Genomic DNA, 9,088 nt, shown 5'->3' with positions numbered 1-9,088 from the left:
ACATAAGCTTAAAATAGGCGCAGAACAGTATCTTGCATTTATTGCTATTGCTTACAAAGCGTCATCATTTGCTTGCAAACTAATCATACATCTGTGAAGGCGGTCTGTTAGTATCAAAGGTGGTACTAAGAAAAAACATATGCCTAAAAGTACTAATACAGGTGCCTATTCACCGTTATCCGCTAGATAGTGTCAGATTAAGATGACGACCATTTATAGTGGTAATGCTTTAATAGAGTACCAATACAAAAGGTTTATTAACGATAATAAAATAAGGAATGCATCTATGAAAGCAACACTTAAGAGTTTACGCGAGACCAAAGCCAATCCAGCCGTGAGTATTTTTGTTAAGACCCATCGCGAGCATCCTGCCAATGAGCAAGATCCTATCGCCCTCAAAAACCAATTAAAAGTTGCAGAAGAGCGCCTAAACAATGAGTACGATAAGCACACAGCGACCACGATCATGGATAGTATCCATGCAAAAACCAATGATCTTAATCATAACTATAATCTAGATACTCTCGCTATTTTTGCTAGCGTCGATGATGTGCAGCTCATCCGTATGCCGCTTGACACTACAGAGCGCGTGGTGATCTCAGACAGCTTTGCAACGCGTGATTTGGTTCGTGATATGGCAAGCGCAGTACACTTTTATACCGTTGTGTTGACTCGTGATGTCGCGCGCTTAATTGAGGCGTCAAATGATCGCGTCGTTGCTGAGTTTGATAAAGATGATGACAAGCAAAACAATATGGAAAACATTGCCTTTCCTGTCGAAAACAATGGCTTATATACCACCAGTGATGGCGGCTCAGATCGCTCGGCGAATAATGAGAGCAGTCATCTAAAAGAGTTCTTTAACCAAGTGGACAAGAGCGTACAAGAGCTATGGGGTGAGCACAAATTACCACTCGTTATCGTCGGCGATGCCAAAAATATCGGCTACTATAAAGAAGTTTGCGATCGTCCAGACAACATTATCGCTACGGTCTCCAACGTGACCAATCTAGATGATGGCGGCGCGCAGCATATCGTTGATGGCGTTCAAGAGGCAGTAGAAGAGTATCGCTCATCACTACATCAAGAGGCGATGGGTGAGATTGACAAAGCTCGCGGCGCTGAGATGCTACGTACTGACTTGCAAGAAGTCTATCGCGGCGCGTTCCAAGGCGCAGGCGAGACGCTGTATGTACGTCGTTGGTACATCCAACCTGCCAAAATCGATGAAAAAGCGCAGACGCTAACGGTAGTCGACGACGCAGCTGGCGAAGGCGTTACTGATGACGCTATCGGCGTGATTATTGAGCATGTCATTCACAATGGCGGCGACGTGGTGTTCTTGCCTGAGGAGATCATGGGCGAAGATCAACCGATTGCTCTGGTCACCCGTTATTGATATAGCACTTGGTCATATAACTAAGTATCATAAAAGTACAATAAAGGAGCATTGGTTCATAACGAGTCAATGCTCTTTTTACATTATAATAAGGCATCCACGATGATTATTCCAAACACACCCCTTGGACATAAGATAAAAAGCTTGCAAGCAACGACGACTATGCTGTTGCGCGGTGCGCGTGGCAATATGGGCACGCCCAAGCCTATGCAGCCTGAAAAAATGCTGGTGCTCTATGAGCATGAGGCCTGTCCCTATTCGCGCCGTGTACGTGAGGTCATGACCCATCTTAATTTAGACTTTGAGAGTCGTCCCAGTCCGCACAAAGGTCACGTTTACCGCGATGAGCTCACAAAACGGGTTGGTAAAGCGCAAGTACCGTTTTTGATTGATGATAACCAAGACGTCAAATTACTTGACTCACAAGCGATTATCGATCATCTATTCGCGCATTATTCCAAAAAAGGCACAACCCCCAGCAAGTATCAAAGAGCCCAAGATGATGACAACGCCACCCTTGTCAATAAAGCGGCGAGTGTGGCCTCTATGATGCGCGGCGTAAAAGCCGACCACCCCAAAAAGAACGACGCGCGCGGTAAACCTGATAAGCCCCTACATTTATATGGGTTTGAGGCCAGTCCCTTTTGCCGATTGGTGCGTGAAAAACTCAGCGAGCTTGAAGTCGGTTATATTAACCACAGCGTCGCTCGCGAGCAGATTCAAGACATTGGCGGCTTTGGCGTTCGACTCAGTGTAGGGGAGTATCAGCCTGTCAAAGGCGGTAAACGTGAGCGTTTGATGAATGAGGTGATGCATGGCAAATTACAATTTCCGTATCTAGTAGATCCTAATACCGATACGCAAATGTATGAGTCCAAAGACATTATCAATTATTTAGATGAGCACTATGGGTAGTTGGTCTGTTGATCTTAGCTGAGTACGCTGCTCCAGCGCTTTGATAAACTACCATAATGATTATCTGCTACTATTCATCATAAGTTTGCTAATTATTTTGATTACGACTAAACGATCAAACCCAATTTTTCTATCTTAAAAATGATAATTCTATGACCACTAAATCTTTTGTATTGACCAGTTATAACATTCATAAAGGCATGTCGCCGATGAATCGGCAAGTCAAGATGCAGGGTATTGCGCAGGCGCTCGATACTATACGTGCAGATGTAATTTGCTTGCAAGAAGTGCAAGGTCAAAACCTAAAACGCAATCTACAATACAACGAATACCCTGATCAATCGCAGCACGAATGGTTCGGAGAATATCTGCAATTTCAAAATAGCTATGGCAAAAACTCCGAGTACCAAAACGGTCATCACGGCAATGCAGTACTAAGCCGGTTCCCGTTAGACCCCAAACACAATGTCAATATCACCGTCAATAAGCTTGAGCAGCGCGGCGTATTGCACTGCGAAGTTCAACCCATTGGCTGGGATATCCCTGTCGTTATCTTGTGCGCGCATCTCAATCTATTTGAGCGCGACCGTATCAAGCAGTACGAGGCGATCAGCGACTACGTGCGTAACGCCATTGCTCCTGATCAGCCACTGATATTGGCAGGTGATTTTAATGATTGGAAAAAGATGTCTTGTGATAAATTAGCGACCAATCTCGGTATGACCGAGGCTCTACGGTGCTGTCATGGCAAGCTATTACCGACGTTCCCAGCTAAATTGCCTGTACTCAGCTTAGACCGTATCTACGTGCGCAATCTGACGATTAAGGATGCTTGGGTACATACGGGCAAGCCGTGGTCGACGCTATCAGATCATCTACCGATTAGTGCAGAGCTGGTGCTGGCTTAGCCTGATTACTTTTAAACCATCGAAAAGGAAGACGCAATCATGTCTACGCACGCTATACCAAAAGACCAGCACGCTGTACTGATCAGTAAATTTGGTACGCCTGAGGTCATGCGCTACGAAGGTGGCGTTCAAGTCCCTGACATTGGTGATAACCAAGTACTGATAAAGGTCGCGTATGCAGGTATCAATCCTGTCGATTACAAGACTCGTCAAGGCAAAGGCTGGGGCGCAGACAATATTCAAAAACAGTATTTCGATAAAGGGTGGTCTACCATCTTAGGCTTTGACGTCGCAGGTATAGTCGTCAAAAGCAGTAGTGATGATTTTGCTATCGGTGATAAGGTTGCCTCGCTTAGCTTCAATGGACAGTGCTATGCCGAGTATGTAGCGGTTGAGGCAGAGCTACTTGCCAAAGTGCCCAAGACTGTTAGTTTAGAGCAGGCAGGGGCGGTGCCTTGTGTCGGTCAAACAGCATTACAGTTCATTGATTTTGCCGATATAAAAGCAGGTGAGCACGTCGTTATGAATGCCCCTGCTGGCGGCGTTGGGCAATTGGTCGTGCAACTGTTGATGGACAAAGTGGCGACGATGGGCATCAAAGTTACCGTGATCTGCTCACCTGATAAGTACGACAAAATCTCAGGTTTGGTCGATAGAAACCAGCTAGCGGGCTGGATTGACTATACTAAAGACGATAATTTCCCTAACTTACAAGCGGATGTGTTGCTAGATTTGGTCGGTAACGAGGCTGGCGTGCGCGCGCTGAGCGTACTTAAACCTCGCGCGCGCGTCTTCGTGCTACCGACGATTTGGGTGGATAAGCTTAAAGAGGCAGGTAGTGACAAAAACCTAAGCGTAGAGGGCTATGCAGTCAAGCCCAATGGTCAAGACATGACGCGCGTGCTTAAGTGTCTTGCTGATAGCAAGCTGACGCTACAGATTCAGCAGGTTTATCCTTTAGCACAGGTAGTCGCCGCTCACACTGATCTGCAAAAAGGCGACGCCTTTGGCAAATTGGTACTCGCCGTATAAGTTACCTTTATACTACCTATCCGTGTTTATCCTTACAAAACCAATGCGTGTAAGCCGCTATAGTATTCATACTGCGGCCTTTATTGATCGCTTCTAAAAGCGGCTGGTTTGAAATTTTGGTTCTCAGCCGCCTAGCACATAATCATTATTAAGGATAAAAAAATGACCGATGCAAAGGATAATGCAAATAGCGACACTAGCAACGACACCAAAAGTCACGGCAGAGGTAACGTTTATGCTGCTCAAGTACGCCAAGAGATAGAGGCATGGAAAAACCCTGATCAAAATATAATAGATAAAACCTTTGCAGCTTTAAGTGCGCCAATAGACAAGGCAGGCGATGCGCTAATGAACGCGCCGCAATTGGGCGAGACGCTCAAGCAAGCGACACAAAAAGCTATTGTAACTCTAAGCGATGCAGCAAACTGGACGCTAGATACCCAAGATGCTATAGAGGCTTATCGCAATACGCTGGGTAATAGTGACGCGGTTAAATCTTTCGATGACATTGCAAGCTTAGATATCGCGGATGTTGATGAGCAAGTGACATTATTTAAGAGCAAATACGTAGCACTGACAAGTGCACAAGGCGTAGCGACAGGAATGGCGGGCTGGGCAGGTATCAGTGCTGACGTGATGGGACTAATCACCGCCAATCTGCGCGCTATCGGTGAGTATGCCACTTATTATGGTTTCGATATGAGTCAAAAAGGCGAACAGCTATTTGCCATGTCACTGCTAGCAGTTGCGACTTCTGCGTCTGCTGATGAGCGTAAAGCGGCGCTTGAGGATACGGCAAGCTTAACTCAAGACCCTGAGACTAAGGCATTTAATAAAATAAATGAAGAGCTGATGTCGCGAATACTTAGACAGACGGCAACCAAAGTGGCGACCAATATGGTCAAAACCAAAGCGGCGCAGATTATTCCTGCGGTAGGCGCTGTGGTCGCAGGCGGCGTCAATGCCAATTATACGGCAAGTGTGTGTGAAGCGGCGTATCAGTGCTACCGCGAGCGTTTTTTGGATCGCCAAGAGTCATTTTAAGCGAGCATACGCCGAAAGGTCAAGCTGATACGGCCTGAATCAACCGTTGTGGTCTTGGTGATACTATGCTTCCAAAACGTCTGCGTATCTCCCTGCATGACAAGCAGCTGACCTGACTTAAGATAGAGCGCAGCTTTGACAGGCTTGTTTTGGTGTCTGATAGTTTTGTGTTTAAAGACAAATTTGCGTGTGGCGCCCAAAGATAGCGCCGCAATAATAGGACGGTCACCTAGCTCCTTTTCATCGTCAGCATGGTAGCCCATACCCTCAGCTCCTGACGGATAATAGTTAAGCAAACAGGAGTTGAAATTGGTCTTAATACCTTGCGCTAGTAGTGATTTCTCGATAAATTGTTTCACATGAAACACAGAATCCGACCAAGGAATGCTCGAATGCGTATGGCCTGAATAGCGATAGCTTGTGCCGTCGTCACCCATCCAGACAATTTTGCGGCTAGTGATATGTGTCTTGCCAAACAAAGTCACACGATCAGATTGCCAAGGCAAGTCAGCCAACAAAGCTTCGTATAACGCATTAGCGTCCTCAATCACCACACCAAAATCATTCAAAATACCATCACAGGGTAGTAAATTGTGCTGAGGGATGAGCGGGAACAAATTAGTCATAGGGCATCTATAGTCAGTCCATTGTAAGCGTAACTGATATTAATTTTGCGCAGCCTCTGGCTGCAACGACACAGCATGCAAGGAAAATTGATATCAGTTGCGCGTTAAAATTAAATGTATCTGTTTTATTTAGTATTTACTATACCCTATAGATTAAAGATGTTGTTTACTTGTCATTGAAGTCTTTTAGGATGAGCTTAGCGCATTCTTCTGGCGCTTCTACAGGGAGTAGATGTCCATTTTCAGGCATAACGATCAGCTGATCTGAAGGGACAAATTTTTGCCAATTTTTGCGAACTTGATCGTTAATAAAAATAGTGGGTTTACCGATAATTAAGGTATAAGGAACGGGGGTCTTTTTTAGGGCGTCGTCGATATAGGGTATGCCAAAATAGCTTGCCAATTCTTGCTTTGGACTAAAAATAAAGCGGTAACTGCCATCGTCTTGCAGCTCAAGGCTTTGCTCAGCAAAGAGGTGCAAGTGCTCGTCTGAGATACGACGATAGGCATTTTTGCTACGTAAGTTATCATAAAGCTCTGTCACACTTGACCAAATATTTTGTTTACTCAGCGCGCTTTTAAAGGGTTCTCGAGTGAGCAGAACCTTACGAGGAATGAGCTTGTATAGCCTTGCTTGGCGTTTGGTAAAAGTCACAGGCTCAATTAAATATAGCTTTGAGAACAGATCAGGACGTTTAGCCGCTGCCATCGCGGTCGCAGTCGCGCCTTGTGAATGACCGATACCGACTACAGGCTTATCTTGCGTCTGCTCCAAAAACTTAATAAGAAGATCGGCATCCTGCTGGCGGGTCAACACTTTTGCCTTTGGCTTATCATACCAATAGCCGCGCATAGCCAGCGCGCTGATATCAAAATTTGTGGAAAGCTGGGTGAGCAGCGGTTTGTAATTACCGACAGTAAAGCCATTACCTCCATAAAAATGAGCAGGCGCGCGCTTAGTGTTTGTATGTGCGCCAAGAGTACTTAAATCGTAATACCGCGCTTTTTTCTTTTTGAGGGTAATCGGTTTGGCAAAATCTTGCATGACAGCACTATCCTTATACTTTGTATTCGTTTAACTTTATAATGGTTTAGTTATCTTCACCTAAGAACCCACCACTTTGACGTTGCCACAAGCGCGCATATACACCACCGAGCGCGAGTAACTCCTCATGGCTACCTTGTTCGATGATCTGGCCTTGTTCCATAACCACCAAGCGATCTAGGGCGGCAATCGTTGAGAGGCGATGGGCAATCGCAATGACCGTTTTGCCCGTCATGATGTCGTTTAGACTCTCAGTAATGGCAAACTCAATCTCAGAATCAAGGGCACTGGTGGCTTCATCTAATAACAAAATTGGCGCGTTTTTGAGCATGACGCGCGAGATAGCGATACGCTGACGCTGACCGCCTGAGAGCTTAACCCCGCGCTCACCAACATGAGTATCAAGACCTGTATTGCCTTTATCATCGTATAAGTCTTTGACAAAGTCCCAAGCCTGCGCTTGTTTGGCGGCAGTTATAATCTCGTCATCGCTTGCATCAGGGCGACCATAGGCAATGTTTTCGCGGACGGTACGATGAAGTAAGGAGGTGTCTTGGGTAACCATACCGATTTGCTGACGCAGGGACTCTTGAGTGACCTTGTCTATAGCCTGTCCATCGATACAGATTTTGCCACTATCGACATCGAAGAATCTTAAGAGCAAATTGACCAGTGTTGATTTACCTGCGCCTGAGCGCCCAACCAGACCGATTTTTTCGCCTGGTTTGATATCGAGATAAAAGTTATCTAGTAGTTTAACTTGTGACAAGTTTGATGCGGCAACCGTTTTGACCTCATCGATACGCGCCCCTTCAATATCGCCATTCTCCTCACCTTCATAACTAAAATCAACCTGATCAAACACAATATGACCGTCAGTGACTTTTAGAGTGGGCGCATTTGGTACATCGATAATAGTTTGCGGCGCTGATAACGTGCGCATACCGTCTTGTACCGTACCGATACTCTCAAACAAGCTAGCGGTTTGCCACATGATCCAGCGGGTCAGACCGTTTAGGCGTAGTGCCATCGCCGTCGCCGCAGCAATCGCGCCGACGCCAACGGCGCCTTGTTGCCACAAATAAAGACCGATACCTGCGGTACTACTGACCAAAATCACGCTAATGAGATGAGTTGAAACCTCCAAATAGCTTACCCAGCGCATTTGCGCGTGTACCGTACCCAAAAACTGACCCATCGCATTTTTGGCATAACCTAGCTCACGGCGTGAATGACTAAAGAGCTTGACGGTCATGATATTGGCATAAGCGTCGGTAATACGTCCAGTCATGAGTGCGCGAGCATCTGCTTGTACAATAGCAGTTTGTTTTAATTTAGGAATAAAATACCACATCGTCAAAGCGACTAAGATGAACCAAACGATAAAAGGTATCAATAATAAGCTGTCTAAATTAAATAAAATGACGCCCGTTGTAATAAAATAAACGGTAACGTACATAAACATGTCGGTGACCGTCATCACCGTATCACGTACCGCAAGCGCCGTTTGCATTACTTTGGCTGAGACGCGACCTGAGAACTCATCTTGATAAAACTGCATCGACTGCCCAAGCATACGCTGATGAAAACGCCAGCGCATCTGCATGGGGAATACGCCTTGTAAGGTTTGAAAATGAATAAACGACGATAAGGCAATCCAAAAGGGGCTAACTAGCATCACTGCAAACATAAGCAGGAGCATATCGCCTTTGTTTAGCCATAGATTTTGCGGGGTATAAATCCCAAGCCAATCGACAATATCGCCAATCCAAGCAAACAGCATAGCTTCATAAACGCCAATACCCGCTGAAAGCACCATAAACAGCAGCAGCCAGCCACGCAGGCCTTTGGTACAGGCCCACAAGAACTTTAGCAGACCATCACGAGGTGCAGGTAGCGGCATTGGAGATTCAGGAAAAGCGGGCAGACGGGTTTCAAAAAAGCGAAAAAGTGCATTCATAGGTAGCAAACAGACAGTAGTATCAGCGTACAAAAACCAGCATTAGTACTCGCGGTTTTGTGCCTTTACTTTTAGGATTAGAATAATCGGATATTTTATCAAACTTCATTATCAGGCTTGCAGGCTAATTGTAAGCTGAGATCGACTGATGAGGATACT

The 9,088-nt window shown here is 45.7% G+C and carries 8 protein-coding genes; 5 read left to right on the top strand and 3 right to left on the bottom strand.

Annotated features, from left to right (window positions below; all coding sequences use genetic code 11):
- Positions 1 to 286: 286 nt before the first annotated feature.
- The 5 genes from ACTXGO_RS06970 to ACTXGO_RS06950 all read left to right on the top strand — a co-directional run bounded on the left by ACTXGO_RS06970 (position 287) and on the right by ACTXGO_RS06950 (position 5,298).
- A complete protein-coding gene (locus ACTXGO_RS06970) occupies positions 287 to 1,399 on the top strand; it encodes an AOC03_06830 family ribosome hibernation factor (protein WP_317200499.1) in 1,113 nt (370 codons plus the stop codon).
- A gap of 102 nt (positions 1,400 to 1,501) precedes the next feature.
- On the top strand, positions 1,502 to 2,314 hold the full coding sequence (locus ACTXGO_RS06965; RefSeq protein WP_443573817.1) for a glutathione S-transferase N-terminal domain-containing protein: 813 nt from the start codon (positions 1,502 to 1,504) through the stop codon (positions 2,312 to 2,314).
- A 152-nt stretch (positions 2,315 to 2,466) separates the two neighbouring features.
- Positions 2,467 to 3,222 carry an endonuclease/exonuclease/phosphatase family protein gene (locus ACTXGO_RS06960; RefSeq protein ID WP_435950014.1) on the top strand — a complete coding sequence of 252 codons (756 nt, stop codon included), beginning with the start codon at positions 2,467 to 2,469 and terminating at the stop codon, positions 3,220 to 3,222.
- A 39-nt stretch (positions 3,223 to 3,261) separates the two neighbouring features.
- The gene (locus ACTXGO_RS06955) at positions 3,262 to 4,254 is read left to right on the top strand and encodes an NADP-dependent oxidoreductase (protein WP_443541214.1); all 993 of its coding nucleotides are present in this window, start codon (positions 3,262 to 3,264) and stop codon (positions 4,252 to 4,254) included.
- 162 nt (positions 4,255 to 4,416) lie between these two features.
- On the top strand, positions 4,417 to 5,298 hold the full coding sequence (locus ACTXGO_RS06950; RefSeq protein ID WP_443541213.1) for an EcsC family protein: 882 nt from the start codon (positions 4,417 to 4,419) through the stop codon (positions 5,296 to 5,298).
- Here the strand turns inward: ACTXGO_RS06950 and ACTXGO_RS06945 are convergent.
- The 3 genes from ACTXGO_RS06945 to ACTXGO_RS06935 all read right to left on the bottom strand — a co-directional run bounded on the left by ACTXGO_RS06945 (position 5,295) and on the right by ACTXGO_RS06935 (position 8,929).
- Complete coding sequence (locus ACTXGO_RS06945) at positions 5,295 to 5,924, bottom strand: alpha-ketoglutarate-dependent dioxygenase AlkB family protein (protein WP_443541212.1); 630 nt, start codon at positions 5,922 to 5,924, stop codon at positions 5,295 to 5,297. The genes ACTXGO_RS06950 and ACTXGO_RS06945 overlap by 4 nt on opposite strands.
- A 166-nt stretch (positions 5,925 to 6,090) precedes the next feature.
- Complete coding sequence (locus ACTXGO_RS06940; RefSeq protein WP_443541211.1) at positions 6,091 to 6,969, bottom strand: alpha/beta fold hydrolase; 879 nt, start codon at positions 6,967 to 6,969, stop codon at positions 6,091 to 6,093.
- 46 nt (positions 6,970 to 7,015) lie between these two features.
- Entirely contained in the window at positions 7,016 to 8,929 is a 1,914-nt protein-coding gene (locus tag ACTXGO_RS06935) for an ABC transporter ATP-binding protein (protein ID WP_443541210.1), read from the bottom strand.
- Positions 8,930 to 9,088 lie beyond the last annotated feature (159 nt).

It is taken from the genome of Psychrobacter sp. T6-1 (assembly GCF_052258445.1).
Note: the sequence above shows the minus strand (reverse complement) of the source record. Positions and strands in the feature narration are given on the sequence as shown.

What these genes read in the sequence shown, in the direction of transcription:
- ACTXGO_RS06970 (WP_317200499.1), top strand. Translation starts at nt 287, where the DNA reads ATGAAAGCAACACTTAAGAGTTTACGCGAGACCAAAGCCAATCCAGCC.
- ACTXGO_RS06965 (WP_443573817.1), top strand. Translation starts at nt 1,502, where the DNA reads ATGATTATTCCAAACACACCCCTTGGACATAAGATAAAAAGCTTGCAA.
- ACTXGO_RS06960 (WP_435950014.1), top strand. Translation starts at nt 2,467, where the DNA reads ATGACCACTAAATCTTTTGTATTGACCAGTTATAACATTCATAAAGGC.
- ACTXGO_RS06955 (WP_443541214.1), top strand. Translation starts at nt 3,262, where the DNA reads ATGTCTACGCACGCTATACCAAAAGACCAGCACGCTGTACTGATCAGT.
- ACTXGO_RS06950 (WP_443541213.1), top strand. Translation starts at nt 4,417, where the DNA reads ATGACCGATGCAAAGGATAATGCAAATAGCGACACTAGCAACGACACC.
- ACTXGO_RS06945 (WP_443541212.1), bottom strand. Translation starts at nt 5,924, where the DNA reads ATGACTAATTTGTTCCCGCTCATCCCTCAGCACAATTTACTACCCTGT.
- ACTXGO_RS06940 (WP_443541211.1), bottom strand. Translation starts at nt 6,969, where the DNA reads ATGCAAGATTTTGCCAAACCGATTACCCTCAAAAAGAAAAAAGCGCGG.
- ACTXGO_RS06935 (WP_443541210.1), bottom strand. Translation starts at nt 8,929, where the DNA reads ATGAATGCACTTTTTCGCTTTTTTGAAACCCGTCTGCCCGCTTTTCCT.